13 protein-coding genes and 1 riboswitch are annotated in these 20,246 nt (G+C 64.2%); of the genes, 6 read left to right on the forward strand and 7 right to left on the reverse strand.

From position 1 onward, the window contains the following. Positions 1-434: 434 nt before the first annotated feature. The 5 genes from NYE40_RS02850 to argS all read right to left on the reverse strand — a co-directional run bounded on the left by NYE40_RS02850 (position 435) and on the right by argS (position 8,212). Positions 435-2,726: an LTA synthase family protein gene (locus tag NYE40_RS02850; protein WP_339279285.1), complete on the reverse strand. Its 2,292-nt coding sequence runs from the start codon at positions 2,724-2,726 to the stop codon at positions 435-437. 290 nt (positions 2,727-3,016) lie between these two features. Continuing rightward, entirely contained in the window at positions 3,017-5,110 is a 2,094-nt protein-coding gene (locus NYE40_RS02855; RefSeq protein WP_339279286.1) for an S-layer homology domain-containing protein, read from the reverse strand. 272 nt (positions 5,111-5,382) lie between these two features. Beyond that, positions 5,383-5,581, reverse strand: a riboswitch (cobalamin riboswitch). Between the two features lie 8 nt (positions 5,582-5,589). Further along, positions 5,590-6,045 (reverse strand): hypothetical protein, encoded by a 456-nt coding sequence (locus tag NYE40_RS02860; RefSeq protein WP_101808464.1) that lies wholly within the window; start codon positions 6,043-6,045, stop codon positions 5,590-5,592. Then, positions 6,042-6,179, reverse strand: coding sequence for a hypothetical protein (locus tag NYE40_RS02865; protein WP_153782726.1), 138 nt, complete (start codon positions 6,177-6,179; stop codon positions 6,042-6,044). The genes NYE40_RS02860 and NYE40_RS02865 overlap by 4 nt, the downstream gene beginning before the upstream one ends. 98 nt (positions 6,180-6,277) lie before the next feature. Then, positions 6,278-8,212, reverse strand: coding sequence for an arginine--tRNA ligase (gene argS, locus NYE40_RS02870; RefSeq protein WP_339279287.1), 1,935 nt, complete (start codon positions 8,210-8,212; stop codon positions 6,278-6,280). Between the two features lie 575 nt (positions 8,213-8,787). On the opposite strand from argS, the gene NYE40_RS02875 reads away from it, so the two are divergent. The 4 genes from NYE40_RS02875 to NYE40_RS02890 all read left to right on the forward strand — a co-directional run bounded on the left by NYE40_RS02875 (position 8,788) and on the right by NYE40_RS02890 (position 14,108). Next, positions 8,788-10,356, forward strand: coding sequence for an extracellular solute-binding protein (locus tag NYE40_RS02875; RefSeq protein WP_244912756.1), 1,569 nt, complete (start codon positions 8,788-8,790; stop codon positions 10,354-10,356). Positions 10,357-10,617: 261 nt separating this feature from the next. Next, the gene (locus NYE40_RS02880) at positions 10,618-11,541 is read left to right on the forward strand and encodes an ABC transporter permease subunit (protein ID WP_101808466.1); all 924 of its coding nucleotides are present in this window, start codon (positions 10,618-10,620) and stop codon (positions 11,539-11,541) included. A 15-nt stretch (positions 11,542-11,556) separates the two neighbouring features. Further along, positions 11,557-12,450, forward strand: a complete 894-nt coding sequence (locus tag NYE40_RS02885) for a carbohydrate ABC transporter permease (RefSeq protein WP_101808467.1) — start codon at positions 11,557-11,559, stop codon at positions 12,448-12,450. Positions 12,451-12,503: 53 nt separating this feature from the next. Beyond that, positions 12,504-14,108, forward strand: coding sequence for an extracellular solute-binding protein (locus NYE40_RS02890; protein ID WP_339279288.1), 1,605 nt, complete (start codon positions 12,504-12,506; stop codon positions 14,106-14,108). Positions 14,109-14,194: 86 nt separating this feature from the next. Here NYE40_RS02890 and NYE40_RS02895 read toward each other — a convergent pair whose 3' ends face one another. Next, the gene (locus tag NYE40_RS02895; RefSeq protein ID WP_339279289.1) at positions 14,195-16,426 is read right to left on the reverse strand and encodes an AraC family transcriptional regulator; all 2,232 of its coding nucleotides are present in this window, start codon (positions 16,424-16,426) and stop codon (positions 14,195-14,197) included. A gap of 277 nt (positions 16,427-16,703) precedes the next feature. Here NYE40_RS02895 and NYE40_RS02900 point away from each other — a divergent pair, with 277 nt between their 5' ends. Both NYE40_RS02900 and NYE40_RS02905 read left to right on the forward strand, forming a co-directional pair. Continuing rightward, the gene (locus NYE40_RS02900) at positions 16,704-17,957 is read left to right on the forward strand and encodes an FAD-binding protein (protein ID WP_339279290.1); all 1,254 of its coding nucleotides are present in this window, start codon (positions 16,704-16,706) and stop codon (positions 17,955-17,957) included. Positions 17,958-18,001: 44 nt separating this feature from the next. After that, on the forward strand, positions 18,002-18,670 hold the full coding sequence (locus NYE40_RS02905; RefSeq protein ID WP_101808471.1) for a Type 1 glutamine amidotransferase-like domain-containing protein: 669 nt from the start codon (positions 18,002-18,004) through the stop codon (positions 18,668-18,670). Between the two features lie 48 nt (positions 18,671-18,718). Here the strand turns inward: NYE40_RS02905 and NYE40_RS02910 are convergent, their stop codons facing one another. Further along, positions 18,719-20,200: a carboxylesterase/lipase family protein gene (locus tag NYE40_RS02910; protein WP_101808472.1), complete on the reverse strand. Its 1,482-nt coding sequence runs from the start codon at positions 20,198-20,200 to the stop codon at positions 18,719-18,721. Positions 20,201-20,246 lie beyond the last annotated feature (46 nt).

Here is a 20,246-nt window from a genome sequence, read left to right on the forward strand (position 1 = left end):
GCGAGAGGCTGGGAACGAACTGTAAGCCGAAAAAATCGGGTTGCAGGCTCTGCGAGAGGCCGAGAAAGAGCTGCAAGCCGAAAAAGTCGGGTTGCAGGCGCTGTGGGAGGCCGAGAACGAGCTGCAAGCCGAAAAAATCGGGTTGCAGAGGCTGCGAGAGGCCGAGAAAGAGCTGTAAGCCGAAAAAGTCGGGTTACAGGTGCTGCGCGAGGCCGAGAACGAGCTGTAAGCCGAAAAAATCGGGGTGCAGGTGCTGCGCGAGGCCGGGAACGAGCTGTAAGCCGAAAAAATCGGGTTGCAGGCGCTGTGGGAGGCGGACAACGAGCTGCAAACCGAAAAAATCGGGTTGAGCTCATGGCGCAGCCGAGCCGGGGCACGCAAAGAAGCCTGCTCTCCTATTGGAAAGCAGGCTGCATGATTCGAGGTTGGATCGGTCAGTCCGCATTCGCGGAAGAATCCGTCGCCGCTCCGTTGACGGGAGCGGGATCGCCCTCCGTCGTCGGCAGCGAGCGCACGTAGCTGTCCGACATGCGGAGCAGCTTGAGCGCGCGGTCGAACTGCTCCTGCGTGGCGGTCGCCGGTCCGCCGTCGCTGCGGTCGTCGGCGCTGCCGCCGAGGCTGCCTTCGCCTCCGGCCGCGCCGGAAGGCTCGCCGGGGCCGCCCGGCGCTGCGCTCGCAGCAGGCGAAGGCGCTTCGGCCGCTGCCTTTTGCCCCGCGCCGGAGCCGCCCGCCGGCGCTGCCGCCGATCCCGGCGCCGCGCTCGCGCCAGGCCCGGCCTGCCCGCTGCCTGCGGCAACGCCCGTGCCGGCGCCCGGCTCGCCGGAGCCGGCATTCACCGCCGTTGCTGCGTCGCCGGCCCCGGCAGTGCCTGCCGCATCTCCGCCCTCGGCCCCGCTTGCTGCCGCTCCAGCGCCGCCATCCGCGCCAGCGGCCAGCCAACCGGCAGCCGCCTCCGCCGACGGCAGCTCGATGCGGCTGCCGTCGCCGAAGCCGGTGCCCGGGATGAAGATCTCCCGGTCATTGATGAACGAGCCTGACGGCAGGTAGTACCGCTCCGGCAGCAGGTTGGCCCGCTCGTTCAGCAGATCCTGGCCGAAATGCAGCTGGCCGTCCAGCGACAGCCCCGCCAGGTTGGCGATCGTCGGCATGATGTCGCTCTGCCCGCCGATGCCCGTCTCGACCGCCGGCGCGAGCGCGCCCGGCGCGGTGACGATGAGCGGGATGTTCAGCATCTGCGACGAGTCGTACTTCCGGCCGTCGAGCTCCTCGAGCAGCCGCAGATCCTCTTCCGTCAGCGAGTAGATGGGCAGGCCCATATGGTCGCCGTAGAGGACGAGCAGGCTGTTTTCCCACAGCCCTTCGTCCTTCAGCTCCTGGATCAGCTGCCCGAGCGCGTAGTCGGTGTAGTTCTGCGCCCGCAGGTAGTCGCCGACGAAGCTGTCGTCGTACCGCTCCGGCAGGTCGAGCTTCACCTTGCGCTCCGGGATGTTGTACGGATGATGCGACGACATCGAGATGAGCATCGAATAGAACGGCTTGCCCGTCTCCTCGCGCACCTTGGCCAGCTCCTGCACGCTCTTGCGGTAAAGCACCTCGTCCGAGGCGCCGAACGCGACGACGTCCTCGTCGCCGAAAAACTCCGTATCGTAATACCGGTCGAAGCCGAGCGCCCGGTACAGCTCGCTGCGGTTCCAGAACGAGACGTCGTTCGTATGGAACGTCATCGTCTCGTACCCTTCGCGCTCCAGCAGCTTGGGCAGCGAGGGCAGCGAGCGGCCGGAGTATGCTTGCGTCGCCGGCACGCGCAGCGGCACGTACAGCGACGTATTCGTCAGAAACTCGGCGTCGGACGTATTGCCGGAGCCTGCCTGCTGATAGAAGCGCGGGAAGTAGACGCTCTCGCGGATGAGGGAGTTCAGGTTCGGCGTAATCTCCTTGCCGTCCACGCTTTTGCCGATGACGAAATTCTGCAGCGCCTCGAGCTGCACGACGATGATGTTGCGCCCCTTGGCCGCTCCGAACGAAGCCGGCTCCGCCGCCGGCTGCGGCAGCCCCTTGAGCCGGTCGATCTCCGCCTGCGTCACCGACGAGACGGGTACGAAGCTCTCGTTGCCGCCGGTCGCGATCAGGAACAGCTCGTAGTTGACGATGCCCATGCGCTCGGTCTGCACGAGCTCGTTGGCGATGCCGCGATGCGGCCAGATGAGCGCGAGGCAGGCCGCGGCCGCCAGCACGAAGCCGGGCAGCGCGAGCCACCAGCCGATGAAGCGGCGGTTCGCCGCCCGCTGCCAGCCGCGGCGCAGCCGCTTGCTGAAGCCGAGCAGCAGCCATGACAGCACGATGTCGACGAAGATGAGCATGAAGTACGGATGCAGCAGCTGGAAGACGCTGCCTTTCACCTCCGTGACCTGTCCGGCCTGGCTGAGCGCGTGGTAGGTGACGATGATGCCGAAGTACTTGTAGTACATGATGACGGCGAAATAAATCGCGGTGAACAGCAGGTTCACGATCAGATAAGCCATGAGCTTGCGCCTGCGGGCGAGCAGCTCGATTAGGAAAAAGGCGGCCCAGACGGTCGGAAGCCCCGTCATCAGCGTCAGCCACGGATGCTCGAGGCCGTAGATGACGTAGGCGGCAAGGTACATTTTGAAGACGAGGGCGACGGTGAACAGCACGAACGGACTGAGCCAGAAGCGCTTGGCGCGGCTCGGTTGCTCTTCGAACACGGGTACGGGTACTCTCCTTCCGGAACGGCCGGGGCACAGCGGATTGCAGGGCCGATCAATAAAAAAAGCTCCCTTCATTGTAAAGCCCGCCAAGGGCATTTACAAACGAAGGGAGCTGCGGAGCAGCGCCGCGGGCCGATGGAGCGCAAGCCGAGGCGGCAACGGTCCGGGCGCGAGCCGATAGAGCGCGGGCCGCGGTCGAAGCGAGCCGCGCCCGGACGCAAGCCGATGCGGCAACGGCATGGACGCAAGCCGTAGCGTCCAGCTCGGCTCGCGCTCCGGCCTTGCGTTTATTTCAGCGACTCGTACGCGTTGACGATTGCGACGGCGGCCATCTCGCGGCTGACCTGCGCCTTGGGCTGAAAGCTGCCGGCGGAGTCGCCGACCATCAGCCCGCTGGCGTGGACGGCGGCGATGGAGCCTCTCGCGTAGGCGGATGCCGCAGCGAGGTCGCGGATCGAGCCGTCGCCGGCTGCGGTCGCGTCCAGCTTGAGGACGCGGGCGAGGATGACCGCCATGTCTTGGCGGGTCACCGGCGCGTCCGGCTGGAATTTGCCGTCGCCCGTGCCGGAGACGATGCCTTGCGCGGCGGCGGCGCGGACGGCGCCTTCGTACCAGCTGCCGGCCTTCACGTCGGAGAAGGAAGGAGCTGCGGCGTCAAAGCCGGCATCGAGGCCGAGCAGACGTACGGCCAGCGCCGCGAACTGGGCGCGGGTGAGCCTGTCCTTCGGCGAGAACGTCGGAGCCTCGCCCGTGCCGGTGCCGCTGAGCAGGCCGGAGGCGTAGCCGTCTTTGACCGACTTCAGCGCCCAAGGGGCGATTTTCTTCTCGTCGGCGAACTTGATCTTGGTGGAGCCGACCGTCAGCGGGACGGCATGCTTGAGCACGCTCGGCGCCTTGGACGGGCTGTAGCCGGTGACCGTCAGCTCGTAGCTGCCCGCCGGCAGCGCCGGGAACGAGGCGTTGCCGTAAGCGTCCGTCGTAACGGTGACGGAGCCGGCCGAGACGGCGACGCCGACCGCCGGAGTGACGGTGAACGCATTGGCCGTGTAGTCCCACTCCTGCTGGCTCACCTGAACGGCGAACGGCTCGTCGTCGCGCGGCTGGCGCGGCTCGGCCGCGATGCGGGAGATCAGCTTGGTGCCGTCGCCATAGAACACGACGAGGCGGTCGCCGGCGCTGAGCTTGAAGTCGCCCATGCCGACGGAAGGATTGATCCAGGCGCCGCGGCGCTCGACGGCGTACATCCAGCCGTCGTAGCCGCCGAACGTGCCGCCGGCGATGCCGCCGATGGCGTCGACGTATTTACCGAACGACATCTCCTTGACGACGACGTCCAGCTTCTTGGCCGCGCCGACCTGAGTCAGCGCGTCGAGCGCGTAGACGGCGCGCGTCACGCCGGAGCCGATCGTCGAGCTCGGGCCTTCCACGCGGACCGAGACGGAAGCGGCCGGCTTGCTGTACAGGCGGCCGGTGCCGGCCTTGAACTTCTCATAGGCGACGAGCGCCTGCACGGACTGGTAGGCGCCGTAGGCGTTGGGAGCGAGCGGCAGCGCATGCGAGAAGCTGCCGTCGGCGCCCCGGAACGTGAGCAGCTTGTCGATCAGGCTCGCGCCGTCGCGGGTGAAGTCGGCTCCGGCCGGATCGTAGCCGATGGAGGCGAGGCCGATGACGATCTGCGCGACGCTCTCGCTGCTCGACTCGCCGTAGCTCGTGAAGCCGCCGTCCTTGTCCTGCTGGGACTTGATCCAGGCGACGGCGCGCTCGCCGGCCTGCTTGACCTCCGGCTGGCCGACGTACGGAGCGAGCGCGGTCAGCGCGGCGCCGGTCAGGTCGGGGCTGCCGGCCTTCTCGCCTGCGAAGGCGTAGCTGCCGTCGGCGGCTTGGGCCTTGAGCAGCTCGGCGACGAGCTTGTCGCGGGACCACTTGGCGCCTGCCGGCACTTCGTACTCGCCGTAATCGAGCGCGAGCAGCGCGTAGATCGGGCCGTTGATGCCTTGGCTGAGCATGCGGTCGCTGCTTGTGATGCGCTCGATCAGGTCGATGCCGCCATAAGCGGTCGCGTCCTGGCCGGCGGCGGTGACGGCGAGCGCGGTGCGCTCGAAGTCGGTGACGTTGCGGAACGCAGGCGCGTCCTTGCGCACGGCGTCGGACAGCTTGGACAGATACGACGCCGGCAGCTCGTAGCCGGCCTGGGAGGCGGCGATGGCGTCCCAGTCGGAGCGGATGCCGCTCGAGAGCAGCGCGTCTCCGGCTTGGCGGAGGACGGCGGACGTGTCCGCAGCCGCCGAGGCGGTACCGGCCGGTACGGCCGGCACGATCAGGGCGACGGCCAGCAGAGCGGCCAGTACGGCGCGGTTGAACAGGGCTTTCACCAGCAACACCTTCTTTCTACCTATTAAAATCAAATCGGCTGCAGGGCAGGGGCGGGGAGGCTGCGCAGCGACAGCGGACCCGGAAAACAAAAAAGCCGCCTCAAAAGGGCGGCGAAAAGACGAAATCCCGACGCTCCCTCGGACGGGAGCGCCGCCAGCGGCCAAAGCCATGCGGTCCAGACGCCTAGGCCGATCGAGTCGGACCCCAGCCGGAACGCAGGCGAAGCCAAAAGCGGCGCCCGAGAAGGAGCGCTGCAGAAGTCCTCCACCCCCCGAAAGGACTTCTGCGAGGTCGTACGGGCAGGTCTCCTGGCTGGAGCGCCATCGCGTCCCCGCGCCTTCCCGTCCGAACGGACAGTGGCGTCATGCGGGGCTGCGGCGCTCGTACAGTGGCGGGACCGCGCCGGATTGGAACCGGACTTCCCTATTAAGCCTGGCCGGATGAAGGCCGACCGAGGCACCCGTACAACCGTAGTCAAAATCGAATCCTATCTATCATAAGACGGAGGGAATACTTTGTCCATAGAAGGAATCGGGGCCTCGGGCTCCCCGAGGGCTGGGCGGACCAGTCGGCTGGAAATCCACGCCTCGCAGTCCTCGAGCTCCATCTGCCACTCGCTGCACAGCAGCGCCGCCTCGACGAGCTCATCCTCGTCAAGGCGCAGCTCCTGGCCGTTGAGCAGCAGGAACGTCATCATCGTATGGATGGCGAGCGCGGCGTTGCCGTCGCGGAACGCCCTCGCGCGCGCCAGCCCATGCCAGTAAAGCGCGGCCTGGCGGATGAGCGAGGAGCGGTCGCCTCCTCCGGAGAAGCCTTCCAGCAGGGGACGGTCGACGAGCTGGAGCAGGAAGCCCGGATTGCGGAAGCCCGGGCTGACGTCGAAGCGGTCCTGGTGCATCATGTGGATCGCCAGCAGCTGCGGGACGGTGAGCTGCTCCGTCATGACCGCTCCGAGATGCGGCGGAAGGCGCGCCGGTGCAGCAGCAGCAGCTGGCGGGCCAGCAGCAGGACGGGATCCTCCTTGTGCTCGGGGGTAGGGGTGACGCTCGCGATCGGAGGATGCTTGGGCTCGCTCATCGGAATCAGCCTTTCTTCGGAAGATAGGTACACTTGTTCGTGAATCCAAGTTTACCATCCCTATCCAGATGAAGCAAGGGTTAAATTGGACTTATTTGTTAAATTCGTGACGGGGCCGATAAGCCGAGCAGTCCGAGTCCGTGGCTCAGCACGGCGGCGCAGGCGGCCGTCAGCCGCAGCTTGGCGGCCGTCTCCCCGCCGCCGTCCGCGCCGAGGATGCGGCCGCTGTTGTAGAAGCGGTTGAACGCCTTGGCGAGCTCCAGCAGGTAGCGGGCGAGGACGGACGGCTCATGCTCGCGCAGCGCGCCGCGGATCGCCTCGCCGTAAGCGTCGAGCTTGAGCAGGCAGGCGCGCGCGGCGGGCGAGCCGAGAGCCTCCAGCCCGGAAGCATCCCCGGGCTCGGCGCCGCTGCCCGTGCCCGCGCCAGCCTCCGCGCCCGGCGCCGCCGTCCCTGCGCCGGAGCCGGCCGCAGCTGCGTCCGCGCCAGCCGGAACTCCGTCCGCGCCAGCCGGAACTCCGTCCGCGCCAGCCGGAACTCCGTCCGCGCCAGCCGGAACTGCGCCCGTGCCGGCCTCCGCCGCGCGGCGCAGCAGGCTGCAGGCGCGGGCGTAGGTGTATTGCACATAAGGGCCGGTCTCGCCGTCGAGGCTCACCATCTCCTCGAGGCTGAAGTCGATCTCCAGCATGCGGCGGCTGCGCAGATCCCCGAACACGATCGCGCCGATGCCGACCGCCTCGGCGACCGCCTCCTTGTCCGGCAGGTCCGGCGTCTTGGCCTCGATGACGGCGAGCGCCCGGCGGACGGCCTCGTCCAGCACCTCGTCCAGGAAGACGACCTTGCCGCGGCGAGTGGACATCTTGCGGCCTTCCATGCGCATCAGGCCGAACGGCACATGGACCTTCTCCACCTGCTCCCAGGTCGGATCGAGCTTCTCCAGCACGGCGAACACCTGGCGGAAATGCAGCGTCTGCTCGGCGCCGACGACATAGAGCAGCTTGTCGCCGCCCATCGCCTCGCGGCGGTACAGCGCCGTCGCCAGATCGCGCGTGCCGTAGATCGTCGAGCCGTCCGACTTGAACACGAGGCAGGGCGGCATCCCCTGCTCGTCGAGGCGCACGACGAGCGCGCCGTCGCTTTCCTCCAGCAGCCCGGCCTCCCGCAGCCGCTGCGCCGCCGCCTCCATCTTGTCGTTGTAGAAGCTCTCTCCGAGCAGATGGTCGAACTCGACGCCGAGGCGGCCGTAGATGCGCTGGAATTCCTTGAGGCTCTCGCGGATGAAAAACGCCCACAGCTCCCGCGCCTCGGCGTCGCCCTGCTCGAGCCGCAGGAACCAGGCGCGGCCTTCGTCCACGAGCGCGGGATCGCGCTCGGCCTCCTCATGGAAGCGGACATACAGGCGCAGGCTCTCGCCGATCGGATCGGCCTCGATCGCCTCGCGCGAGCCCCAGCGCTTCGTCGCGGCGATCAGCTTGCCGAACTGCGTGCCCCAGTCGCCGAGATGGTTGACCGTCTGCACGTCCCAGCCGGCCGTGCGGTGCAGGTTGGCCAGCGCGCGGCCGATGACGGTCGAGCGCAGATGGCCGACGCTCATCGGCTTGGCGATGTTGGGCGACGAATAGTCGATGACGACGCGCTTGCCCGCGCCGTCCTCCAGCCGGCCGAGCGCCGGCGACTCGGCCTGGCGCAGCAGCGCCTCGATCCAGCCGCGGCCAGCGGCGCGCAGGTTGAGGAAGCCTCCGGCCGCTTCGGCACGCCAGCGGATCGGAGGAGCCGGATCGGCCTCGCCGCCGGCAGCCTCCGCTGCGGGCGCTTCCTCCTGGCCGTTCACCTGGGCGGCCAGCTCGGAGGCGATCGCCGCAGGCGCGCGGCGGAGCGTCTTGGCCAAGGCGAAGCAGGGGAGAGACAGGTCGCCGAGCGTCTCGTCCGGCGGGCATTCCAGGCGGGCGGCGAGCTCGGCTTCGCCGACCCCGGTCAGCGGAGCGAGCAGGGCGGCCGCCGCTTGCTTGAGCAGGGTTGCAGCTGGCATGGTCATAGCAGGGTTCCTCCTTTGGCGATGGAACGGGCGAGCGGGGGCGGAAACGGCAAAAAGCCCCCGTCTCAAAAAGAGACGGAGGCTCGGTCCGCGGTGCCACTCTTGTCGCCGGGCGCGCAGCGGCCGCATCCGCATCGGGGCGGAAGGAAGCCGGCTGCAGCGCGCGGCTGCTCGTCAGGGTATCGGCCAGTCCGGGCGCGCCTACGCATCCGCGCGGAGCGGACTTCGGGCGCCAGCTCGCGGGTCCGTTTCCGCCGGCCTGCCGCTGCCGGTTCCCACCCTCCCGGCTCTCTGCTCGCGGCTGCGGCCGGGTACTTGCCCGTTCATCGCATGCGTGATGTGAATTTTCCCAAGTATAGCGGATGAACATCGGCAAGACAAGAGGTCCGAAAGGAAACATCCCTCTTTTGTTCATGAATCCCGCAATCGTTCACTGGCCTGCCGCCGCTCCTGAACCTACAATGACAACGAACCCTGGCTTGGCTGCCGGATGACGGGAGCGCCAGGAAGGACTAAAATGAAGGGGGGTTCCAGGCTCAGGGAACCGAGCCGAACCCGCAGAGGAGGGAATTCCGATGAGGCGCAGTCGAATGAGCGCGGCCGCGGTCGCGGTCGCGATGGCCGTCTTCCTTGTCGCCGCTTGCAGCAACAATAATTCCGCCCGCCCCGGCGATGCCGACGGCAAAAGCAGCTCGATCTTGACCAGCCGCACGGAAGGCCGGTCCGGCCCGGTCGTGCTTCAGTTCTATATGCTCGGCAACGCTCCCAAGGACCTGCCGATAATCGAGGAACGAATCAACGAGATGGCGCTGGAGGACTTGAACGTCGCGGTCAAATTCCATTATACGACCTGGACCGAATGGGACCAGAAGTACAAGCTGCTGCTCTCGACCGGCAGGGCGGTCGATCTGATCTTCACCTCGGACTGGGCCTTCTATCAGCAGTACGCTCATCAAGGAGCCTTCATGGCGCTCGACGAGCTGCTGCCGCTGGCCGCTCCGAAGCTGCAGGCTTTCGTGCCGAAAGAGATGTGGGACGCGGTGCGGATCGACGGCCGCATCTATACGGTGCCGTCGACCTACAAGGAGTACGTCACGGGCGGCTTCATCTGGCGCGAGGATCTGCGGCGCAAGCACGGGCTGCCGACGCCGGTCGACGTGCCGAGCTTCGAGGCCTATCTCGAGGGGATCAGGCAGCATGAGCCCGGCATTCAGCCGGCCGCGTTCGGCTCGCTCGTCGATGCCTCCATCCAGCATGCCTACCTGGAGGTCGAGCGGAAGGCGGTCGGGCCGATGCCGTACGGCTTGTACGCCCCGTATGACAAGCCGGATGAAATCGGGGCGTACTGGGGAACGCCCAGCCATCTGCAAGACTTGAAAAAATACAAGAGCTGGGCCGATAAAGGCTATCTCTCCAAAAACGTGCTGAACGACCCGGTCCCCATGCAGGATCAGATCGCAAGCGGGGCGGCGGCGGCGCTGCTCAGCGACAATCCGACGCGCTACAACGCGATGCTGAGCCAGATGCAGGCGCAGCATCCGGACTGGGATCTCGGCTACACGCCGTTCGGCCGGTCGACCGGGTACGCGACGCCCGTCCATCCGATGCACAACGGATTCGCTATCGCGGCGGGCAGCGAGCATCCGGAAGAGGCGCTCGCCTTTTATGAGAAGCTCGTGACGGACGAGCGGTACAACCGGCTGACGCAATACGGAATCGAAGGCGTCCATTATGAGGTGAAGGACGGCTTCTACCACGCGCTGGACAAGAGCGGATTCGAACGCGAGGGCATGATCGGCTGGGCTTGGCGGAACCCGGACTACATGCTGTTCGAGCCCAGCTATGAACGCGTGCAGCGGATCTTCAACGAGCTGGACGGGATCCAGAAGCCGGACCTCTATACGAGGTTCGTGGAGGACTACACCGGCTATCAGGCCGAGCGCGCGGCGCTGGAGCAGGTCGTGAAGCAATACCTGTACCCGCTGCTGGCGGGCCAGATCGAGGATGTCCAGGAGGGGCTGGCGATCTTCATGGCAAACGCGAACGAAGCCGGGCTCCCCAAAATCCAGCAATCCTATGTGAAGCAATGGAAGGATTATCTTGCGAACGGCATCGTCTCCGATCGAGGCGCGAAGCCGCAGTAAGCCTGATCGTCGATCCCCAAAGCCTGCGATTCGAGCGAATCGCAGGCTTTTTTCTGTCGTTTGGCCGGGAGCGCCGGCCGGACGGGAGGGCAAATGCGGCCATTCTTCATAAATGCCGCTATCGTTCACGTTCCAAACCGCTCGTTTTTCCAGAATTGCACGATCTTTTCACTACTCGTTCACCCTGCCTTCTCCTATAGTGGGACCAGGAGAGAGACCTGCCAGCCAAATAAAAAATAAACGAGGAGGGAGTCCAAAACCATGCTCAAGAAAAGAGGAATCCTGCATGAGCTCTACACGAACAAAATTTTGTTCCTCATGCTGCTGCCGACGCTAATTTACTTCTTGATCAACAACTACTTGCCGATGATCGGCATCTACTACGCCTTCGTGCAGTTCGATTTCAATACGAGCCTGTTCAAGATGGATTTCGTCGGACTCAAAAACTTCGAGTTCCTATGGAAATCAGGCAAGCTGGTCGAGCTGACCTTCAACACGATCGGCTACAATATCGTCTTCATCTTTCTCGGGAACGTGCTCTCGATCTTCGTCGCGATCTTGCTGAACGACATCAGGGGAAAGTGGTTCAAGAAGATCTCGCAGTCGATCCTGTTCCTGCCTTACTTCGTCTCCTTCGTCATCCTGAGCGTCATCGTCTTCAATCTGTTCAACTATGAGCAAGGCGTGCTGAACACGGTGCTGCAGCAGCTCGGCAGCGACCCGGTCGACGTGTACAGCAAGCCGAAGCTATGGATCTTCTTCATCATCCTGTTCTACCTGTGGAAAAACTTCGGCTACAGCATGGTCATCTACCTCGCGTCGATCACGGGCATCAGCGAGGACTACTACGAGGCGGCCAAGATCGACGGCGCCAACGCCTTCCAGCGCGCCTGGCATATTACGGTGCCGATGCTGAAAAACACGTTCGTCATCCTGCTGCTGTTCGCCCTCGGCAGCATCATGAAGGGCCAGTTCGACCTCTTCTACCAAATGATCGGCAACAACGGCCTGCTGTTCAGCACGACGGACATCATCGACACGTACGTCTACCGCTCGCTGCGCGTGACGTTCGACATGGGCATGGCGACCGCGGCCGGCGTCTACCAATCGCTGTTCGGCTTCACGCTCATCATGATCGTCAACGCGATCATTCGGAAAGTCAACAAAGACTACGCGCTGTTCTAGAAGGAGGGGATCCGCTTGAAAATCAAAGAAGACAGCTCGACCCGATGGTTTCGGCTGATCGCATATGTCGTCGTCCTTGCAGGATGCGTCTTGTGCCTGCTGCCCTTCCTGCTCATCTTGTCCGCCTCGTTGTCGAGCAACGCGTCCATTTTGAACGAAGGGTACAGCCTCATTCCGAAGGAATTCTCGCTGGAGGGCTACCGAATCATCTTCGAGGTTCCGGACGACGTGCTGCGGGCTTACGGCGTCACGACGCTCGTCACCGCAGTCGGCACGCTGATCGGCCTGCTGCTCATGACGATGGCGGGCTACGTCCTGCAGCGGAAGGATTTCAAGTACCGGAACGTGTTCGCGTTTTTCATCTACTTCACCACGCTGTTCGGCGGCGGGCTCGTTCCTTACTACATGCTGATCACGAACTACCTGCAGTTCACGAACTCGCTGTACGCCTTGATCTGGCCCGGCCTGATGACGCCGTTCCTCATCATCCTCATGAGAAGCTTCATCACCTCCGCGGTGCCGGACGAGGTGATCGAGTCCTCGAAGATCGACGGCGCCAACGATTTTGTCATCTACTACCGGATCGTGCTTCCGCTGTCGGTTCCGGGCCTGGCGACGATCGGACTTTTCCTCGCGCTGCAATACTGGAACGATTGGTTCTCCTCGGCGCTCTTCATCTCGGACGCCGCCAAATATCAGCTGCAGTTCTACCTGTACAACATCATCAACACCTCCAACTTCCTGAACAGCATCGGAGCGGGGGCCGGCGTGACGCTGTCCGAGGGCGTGCCGTCCGAATCGATGAAGATGGCGATGGCGATCATCGTCACCGGTCCGATCCTGCTGCTCTATCCGTTCATCCAGCGCTATTTCGTCAAAGGGCTGACGATCGGAGCCGTCAAAGGTTAGACCTGGAGCGATCCAGCTGACATAAAAGAGTGAGACGAAAAGGGAGGATTCAAATGGGAAGCAAAAGAAAAAAAGCGGTCGGCCTTCTGCTCACGACCGTCATGTCGATGTCGATCTTCACGGCATGCGGCAACAACAACGGCGGCAGCAATGCAGCGGACAACGGCGCCGCCAATGCGGCGAACAGCGGCAGCGCCGCGAATGGAGGGGCTTCGAATGCAGGAGCCGAGCCCGCCGGCATCGATACGTCCAAGAAGGTCCAGCTGCAGTTCTACATGCTTGGCAACGCTCCGAAGGATCTCCCGAAAATCGAGGAGCAGATCAACAAGATGGCGCTGGAAGACCTGAACGCTACCGTCAAGTTCAACTATACGACCTGGACCGACTGGGATCAGAAATACAAGCTGCTGCTCTCGACCGGACAGAACGTCGACCTGATCTTCACGGCGGACTGGACGCAGTATCAGCAATACGCCAAGAAAAAAGCGTTCAAGCCGCTGGATGAGCTGCTGCCTGTCGCCGCGCCGGCCTTGCAGAAGTTCGTCCCGCAGGAGATGTGGGATGCGGTCAAGATCGACGGCAGCATCTACACGGTGCCGGCGACGTACAGGGAGTACGTCACGAACGGCTTCGTCTGGCGCGAGGACCTGCGCAAGAAATACAATCTGCCGACGCCGGTCGACATCGATACGTTCGAGGCTTATCTCGACGGAATCAGGCAAAACGAGCCGAAGCTCCAGCCGGTCTCGTTCGGCCCGGACATCATGAACAGCCTCGCTCTCATGTATCTGGACATCGAGAGGAAAAATGTCGGAGCGCTGCCGTACGGCCTGTTCGCTGCATACGACAAGCCGGCTGATATCATGCCGTACTGGGGCTCGGCGGAGCATCTCGAGGATCTGAAGCGGTTCAAGAGCTGGGCCGACAAAGGCTACTTCTCCAAAAACGAGCTGAACGAGACCGAGACGATCCAAGACAAGATCTCCAACGGATCGACAGCCGCCATCTTGGGCGACAACCCGACCCGCTACAATGCGACGATGGAAAAGATGAAATCGCTTCATCCGGACTGGGAGCTCGGCTATACGCCATACGGCGTGACGAACGGCTACGCGACTCCGGTCCATCCGATCCACAACGGCTTCGCCATTCCGGAGAGCAGCAAAAATCCGGAGCGCGCGCTGGCGTTCTACGAGAAGATGGTCACCGACAAGCGCTACAACCTGCTGACTCAATACGGCGTCGAAGGCGTGAACTATACGGTCCAGGACGGCTACTACAAAATGCTCGGCGACGCCAACACGAACGGCTTCCCGCGCGAGGGCATGAACGGCTGGGCTTGGCGCAATCCGGAATACATGCTGTTCGAGCCGAGCTACGACGGCGTGAAGAAGATTTTCGACGAGCTGGACAAAATTCAGAAGCCGGACATCTTTACCGGATTCGCGGAAGACTACACCGAGTATCAATCGGAACGCGCGGCGCTGGAGCAGGTCACGAAGCAGTATCTGCTGCCGCTGCTCGCAGGCCAGGTGGCGAACGTGGAAGAAGGCCTCAAGACGTTCATGAGCAAGGCGAACCAGGCCGGACTGCAAAAGATCCAGGATTCCTACAAGAAGCAATGGCTGGCTTACCTGACGGAGAAGGGCATTCAGTAAGAGCGAAGCGCCCGGCTCCCCCAGCCTGATTAAAAAAAGAGCGTCGGCAACGGATGGTCCTGCCATCCGTTGCCGACGCTTTGTCGTTACTCGGCCGATCCGCGGCCCGATTTTCGGAACTCCGTCGGAGTGACGCCGATTCCTTTCTTGAAAATGCGGTGAAAGTACGAGCTGTTCGTATAGCCCGTCCTTTCCGAGATGTCGGCAATCGACAGCTCCGTCGCCAGCAGCAGCTCTTTTGCCTTTTCGATGCGGACTGCATTGATCGTGTCGACGATGGTGGACATCGTCTGCTGGCGGTAGACGCGGCTGATATGGTAGGTCGACATCTTCAGCTCCTCGGCCACATAGTTGAGGCTCAGGTTCGGCTCATGGAACCGGCTCTGGATGATGTCGTTGATTTTGCGGATGAGGTCGTCCTGCTTGCTGCTGCGCTTCTCCACGAGCTTCGTCTTCAGCTGGTCGAAGAACCGATGGAACGCCTCCGTCATCTCCTCCAGCGTCTCGTAGCGTTCGATGCGCGGAATGACGAGCTCGCCGAGACCGAGCGGAAGCGAGCCGTTCCGCTCGATCTCCATGAGCATGTTGTCGAGCGTGACGGACAGATGCGTCGCCGCGGAGTGCGCGACCGGGAACGAGTAGGGCACCGTCTCCTGCATGATGGCGTCGAACAGCGCTTTCGCTTCCTCGGTCTTGCCTCCCGCCAGCGCTTCGATCATCCGCTTCTCTTTGCCGATCGGGAAACAGTATTTCGCCTCCGATTGAATCGGGTCGGCCTCGATGATCGCTCCTCTTCCGACGAAGAAGCGCTGGTTGGAAGCCTCTTTGGCCAGCTTGAACCGATCGTGGAGCTCATGCGGGTTGCTGGATACCGGCGTCAAGGCGATCGTAAGCCCGATTCGGATATACTCCATGCAGGCGTTCTGGATGTCCTTGAGCATGAGCACATGCTCGCTCCAGTCGAAGGGCTGGTCCTCGAACGTATTGATCAGCATCAGCATGCTGTCCTCGTCCAAGTCGATGGAGTCCACGATATACTGCCTGGAGCAGATTTCGGTGGCGATATTCATGATGGCGAACTTGTACGTCAGCAGATCGTTCGGATTCATCTCCTTCAGCTGATCGAAGCGGTCGATCCGCAAATAGGCGAGACGGTAAGGCTTGGTGAAATCGAAGGAGATGCCCATTTTCTTCAGCTTCTCCGCCTGCAGGTCGGCGTTGAACTCCTGGATCTGGATGAGCTTGCGCATCGTATTTTGCCGGAGCGTATAGCTGCTGTTGCGCTTCTCCGACTCCAGATCCTTCATCTGGTTCCTGATCTTGTCGATCGGGACGTAGAGGAACTTGGAGACGAGCCAGGCGAGGCAGATGCCGACGGCAAGCACGATGCAGGCGATGAGCAGCGTCTTCCAGCGGATGCCGCTCAGCTTTTTCGTGATCTCGCTGTAGGGTGTGATCCGGACGTATTGCCAGTTGAACGCATCCGGCGCGGTATAGGTGACGAGCGATTTTTCGCCTCCGAAGTCGGCGACGCGGTAGCCGAGCTCTTCCTTTTCCACCAGCTGTCCGATCAAGGTCCGATCCGAGTCGCCGAGCGGGACCGGCCTCAGGTCGCGAGCCGACAGCACCTTGCCGTGGTCGTCGATATAGAGCGTCTGGTCGTTGCCGGACAGATGCTGGCCGAGCTCCTGATTGATCCAGGAGGCGGATATGTTGACGATGACGGCCGAGTTGATCGTCTGGCTCGTTCCGATCGCGTCATAGCACAGATAGGAGTAGACGCTGGTCTCCTCCTCGCTGCGGTCGCTGGTCGCGATGATCCGCGGCACCGGAGCGAACGGCTGGTAGTCCTCGTAGTTTTTCAGGATCGGAGCGATGCTCTTGTCCTTGAGCAGATGCTCCGGCACGATTCCTTTCTGTCCGTTCTGGCTCGTGATGTAGTAGAGGCCGGAGGCCGGATTGTAGACGTAGATCGAATGGATGAACGGCATGGTCGTCAAATAGTTGCTCAGATCGATCATCGCCGCCTGCGTGTCGAAAGGATTGGGATTGCTGTAGTAGAGCAGCTTGGAGATGGCGCTGTTGCGATAGATCTGGAAGGCGAGCGTCTGCGCGTTGTCCGTCGTCTTGGCGACGGTCCTGCTCGTATCGCGCAAGTTCGCGAGGTTGGACTCGAACGCGTCGTTCTGCAGAATACGGGCAAACGTGAAATAATAAATGGAAGAGCTGACGAAGATCGCGACCACGATGCACAGCGTGATGCCGATCAGCAGCTTGACGTAAAGCTGATCGCTCCGTCGGATTCGATTTAATCGCATAGCGGACCCCCCTTGCTGTTTCCCGCGACTCGATGCCGGAATGACCTTCATTATAGCTTGTGCGATATGACTTCAACAGTGATCGGATCGTTGATCTGTGCACGATCGCGACATTTCATTCGTGTACAAACGAGGGTTTTCTATACAAATCTGCGAAATCGGCTCCGGCAGAGCCCGCAGGCGCGGCGCTCTTTTCGGGGGCCGGTAGGGATTCCGTCGAAGAGAGCCGAAGTAGTACCGATCAGCAGGACTCAACCGAGAGGACGTGGAGGAAGCAATGGCAGAAGAGCGGAACTGGGCAGGAAACTATACATACGGGGCGGCGGAGCTGCTCGTGCCGGAGAGCGTGGAGGAGGCGCGGGACATGGTCGCCCGCAGTCCGAGGGTGAAGGCGCTCGGCTCCCGGCATTCGTTCAACGGCATCGCCGATACGGCCGGCAGCCTGATCTCCATGGAAAAGCTGAACCGGCTCGTGTCGCTTGACGCCGAGCGCCGGACGGTGACGGTCGAGGGCGGCATCCGCTACGGCGATCTGGCGCGCCAGCTCGATGCCGCGGGCTTCGCGCTGCATAATCTGGCCTCGCTGCCGCATATCTCCGTGGCTGGGGCGGTCGCCACGGCGACGCATGGCTCGGGGGTGCGGCACGGCAATCTGGCGACGGCGGTGCGCGGGCTGGAGCTGATCGCGGCCGACGGCTCGCTGCGGCGGCTGACGCGGGAGGACGCCGAGCTCGAGGGCGCCGTCGTCGGTCTCGGCGGCCTCGGCGTCGTCGCCCGCCTGACGCTCGACGTCGTGCCCGCGTTCGAGATGAGCCAGCGCGTGTACGAGGACCTGCCGGCCGAGCGGCTGGAGGCGGCCTTCGACGAGATCCTCTCCGCGGCGTACAGCGTCAGCCTGTTCACCGACTGGACCTCCTCCGCGATCAACCAGGTGTGGATCAAGCATCGCGTCGGCGATTCCGAGACGCTCGATCCGGCCGAGCCTTTCCACGGCGCGGCGCCGGCGGGCGGGCCGCGCCATCCGGTGCCGGGCCACTCGGGCGAGGTGTGCAGCGGCCAGCTCGGCGCCGTCGGTCCTTGGCATGAGCGGCTGCCGCATTTTCGCATGGACTTCACCCCGAGCGCGGGCGAGGAGCTGCAGACGGAGTATTTCGTGCCCCGGGAGCGGGCGCTGGAGGCGCTGCAGGCGCTTGGCCGCCTGCGCGAGCGGATCGCACCGCTGCTGTTCATCTCGGAGGTGCGCACGATCGCGGCGGACCGCCTGTGGATGAGCCCTTGCCACGGCCGCGATTCCGTCGGCATCCACTTCACCTGGAAGCCGCTCGGCGAGCCGGTCGCCCGGCTGCTGCCCGAGCTCGAGGCGGCGCTGCGCCCGTTCGGCGCCCGGCCGCACTGGGCCAAGCTGTTCGCGATGCCGCCCGCGGAGGTGCGGGAGCAGTACGAGCGGCTGCCCGATTTCCAGCGGCTGCTGCTGCGGCAGGACCCGGAGCGCAAGTTCCGCAATGAGCTGCTGGAGCGGTACGTGTACTGACGGTGCGGGCGAGTTTTCCATCACGATTTGGAGGGGGAGCAGGCATGGACAAGCATTTGTTTTTATTCGGAGGCGGGCCTCCGTTCACGCCGGGCCTGGCCGGCCTGTTCGCGGAGCTTGCGGGGGGCGCGGAGGCTAAAATCAGCCTCCTTTGCCTGGATCGGCCGGGCTGGCTCGATTACATGCCCCGATATATCGGAGAGCTGGAGGCCAAGGGCTTGAAGAGGTTCCGTTATGTGCCGCTGCCGACCGTGTCCGTCGCAGTGGCGGTCGAATCGGTGCGCTCAAGCACAGGCATCGTCATCGGCGGGGGAGATACGAGCCGTTATGCCGATTGCATCGTCGATACGGCGATCGCGCAGGCCGTACGGGAGCGGGCGGAGAGCGGCGTGCCGGTGGCGGGCTTTTCCGCGGGGGCGCTCATCAGCCCCGAGCGCTGCCTGATCTCGCCCAAGGACAACGAGGCGGCCGTCCTGCAGGACCGGGCCGGGCTCGGCCTGATTCGCGGCATGACGATCGCCGTCCATTTCTCGCAGTGGCGGGAGGAGGAGCATCTGCGCGCCGTCGCGGCCCGGTATCCGGATGGCGTCGAGCATTACGGCGTCGACGAGGAGTGCGGGCTTTATTTCCGCGGGGGGCGGCTGGAGCGGACGGAGGGAGACGGCGTGTTCCGCCTGGAGAATGGAAAGCTGGTGCGGATCGCTAGAAATTGAAAAAGGACGCTTTCGCGTCCCTTCGGAATGTTATGGATCGGGCTCTGCCTAGCTCCGTCCCGTCAGCCGCGCCCGCTTGTCCGGCTCCGGATCGAGCTCGACGCGGCTGTCGGCGTCGAGCAGCATGACCGCGCGGCGCTCCGCCTCGTACGCCGGCCAGTCCAGCTCCGCCGTCGCGGGGCTGCCGCTGCGGGCGAATGCGAGCCAGGCGTCCATGGCGGTCGCCGACACGCGCTCCATGCGCTCGTCGATCGTCCAGCCATGCTCGCGCAGCAGCTCCAGGTTGCCGAGCACGAACGGGACCTCCGCCGCATGGAACGCCGTCTGCAGCACGGGATGGCCGGGCGAGACGAAGTCGTAGCGGTAAAACCAGACGCGTCCGTAGCGTAGCTGAGCCTCCGCCAGCTGCAGCGCCGAGCGGAGGAAGAACAGGTCGGTCATCGCCTGCTGCTGGCCTTCGGTCGTGCGCGGATAGTCGAGCACCCAGCCGGCCGCCTCCGGCGCGCCGGTGACGGCGACGTAGGCGCGAGCGTTCTGCTCGTCCGAGAGCAGCTTCATGCCCGGCCGCACGAACAGCGCGCCTTCATGCCGGTTGATGCCGACGATCAGGTCGACGCCGGCCGCCGAGCCGGCCGCGACCGCCTCCACCGGCGGAGCCGGCAGCGTCCGGCCGTCGACGACCGGCTGGAACAGCATGATCGCGCTCTCGCCCGCCGCGCGCTTGAGCCGGTCGGCCGCCTGCTGCAGCTCTTCCGCCGTCAGGCCGGCGAGCTGCTCCGGCGATTGCGCGCCGAGCATGTCCAAGTAGGCCTGGGCCAGCACGCGGCCCTGCTTGTCGGGCAGCGCCTGGGAAGCGCCGCTTTGCAGGATGGCTCGGGCGAACAGCCCTTTGGCGGCAGGCATCGCCAGCAGCGCGGCGATGCTCATCGCGCCGGCGGACTCGCCGAACACGGTGACGCGGGACGGATCGCCGCCGAAGGCGCCGATGTCGGCCTGTACCCATTGCAGCGCGGCGATCTGGTCGAGCAGGCCGGCGTTGCTGACGTAGCCGTCGGGATCGGACTCGTCCGCATGCGGCCCCAGGTGGAGAAAGCCGAGCGCGCCGAGCCGGTAGCTGATGCTGACGACGATCAGTCCGCCGCGGCGGGCGAGGCTCGCGCCGTCGTAGACCGGCAGCCCGCCGCCGCCGGTGACGAACGAGCCGCCATGAATCCACACCATGACAGGCAGCGGCTCCGCGGACGGCTCCTCCGGCGCCCAGACGTTCAGATAGAGGCAGTCCTCCGACTGCGGAATGCCGGTGCGCGGGATGCCGAACGAGCCGCCGGTCGGGTCGATCGGCTGCGGGGCGAGCGGCCCCGGCTGCGAGGCGTCGCGCACGCCTGCCCAAGGCTGGGGCGGGAGCGGCCGGCGGAAGCGCCGATCGCCGACGGGCGGCTGCGCGAACGGGATGCCTTTCCACGCGCGCGTCCCGTTCGCGCGGATGCCTTGAAGCGTGCCGCTGCGGGAGCGGATGTGCAGGGAGTCCATTCGGTGTATCATCCTTTCGCTTGCCGAATCTTTCACTTGTTAAGGA

The sequence above is a fragment of the Paenibacillus sp. FSL W8-1187 genome, assembly GCF_037965485.1.
GTDB lineage: Bacteria > Bacillota > Bacilli > Paenibacillales > Paenibacillaceae > Paenibacillus_O > Paenibacillus_O pasadenensis.